This window comes from Oleiphilus sp. HI0043, assembly GCF_001634935.1.
This window is the reverse complement of record NZ_LWEY01000370.1, coordinates 1-909: the sequence shown is the minus strand read 5'-3', so window position 1 is coordinate 909 and position 909 is coordinate 1. Positions and strand designations below refer to the sequence as shown.

Genomic DNA, 909 nt, shown 5'->3' with positions numbered 1-909 from the left:
CATAAAAAGAAACTACACTTGTAGACATTTCTCACGGCACTTAGAATTAACTTTCTCTTTCACATGTTTTTACGAGCATCGTCTGATTATGGCTAGCATACTGGTACTTCATGGCCCAAACCTAAACCTTTTAGGCACCCGCGAACCCGAAATTTACGGCTCAGAAACTCTCAATGATATCAACTCTCGCTTAAAAGCCTGCGCCAAGAATAACAATATCGCGCTCAACACGTTGCAAAGCAATGCTGAACACGAACTTATCGAGCGCATACATCAAGCTAAGCAAGATGATACTCAGTTTATAATTATTAACCCTGCGGCATTTACGCATACGAGCGTAGCAATCCGAGATGCTCTACTAGCGATTGATATTCCTTTTATCGAAGTACATTTATCAAATGTTCATGCTAGAGAAACATTTCGCCATCATTCTTATTTCTCTGATGTCGCATTAGGCGTCATCTGCGGGCTGGGCAGCTTAGGTTACGATGCTGCGCTCAGCAAAGCCCTGCAGGCGCTATAAACCTAATACAGGAATTGTTATGGATATTCGAAAAATCAAAAAGCTGATCGAATTAATCACCGAGTCAGATGTAGAAGAACTAGAGATTAAGGAAGGCGAAGAGTCCATCCGCATCAACCGTCGCAAGCATGTTGTCGCCGCACCAGCAGCGGCCCCAGCACCCGTAACGTCTGCTTCAGCACCTATCACAGAAACATCCACTGCAAGTCCGGCACCGGCGAGCACCTCTAGTGACCAGACAATCAATGCCCCTATGGTCGGCACCTTCTACAAGGCGCCCTCACCTGACTCCGCCCCATTTGTTGAAGTTGGACAAAGCGTTAAGGCTGGCGATGTCTTGTGCATCATTGAAGCAATGAAAATGATGAACCAAATCGAGGCAGACC

Annotated in this window: 2 protein-coding genes; both read left to right on the top strand. The window is 45.9% G+C overall.

Features of this window, described 5'->3' with window-relative positions:
- Window positions 1-88 precede the first annotated feature (88 nt).
- Entirely contained in the window at window positions 89-523 is a 435-nt protein-coding gene (aroQ, locus tag A3729_RS05075; protein WP_068508593.1) for a type II 3-dehydroquinate dehydratase, read from the top strand.
- Between the two features lie 19 nt (window positions 524-542).
- The coding region (accB, locus tag A3729_RS05070) for an acetyl-CoA carboxylase biotin carboxyl carrier protein (protein WP_068633306.1) at window positions 543-909 on the top strand (367 nt) is incomplete at its 3' end.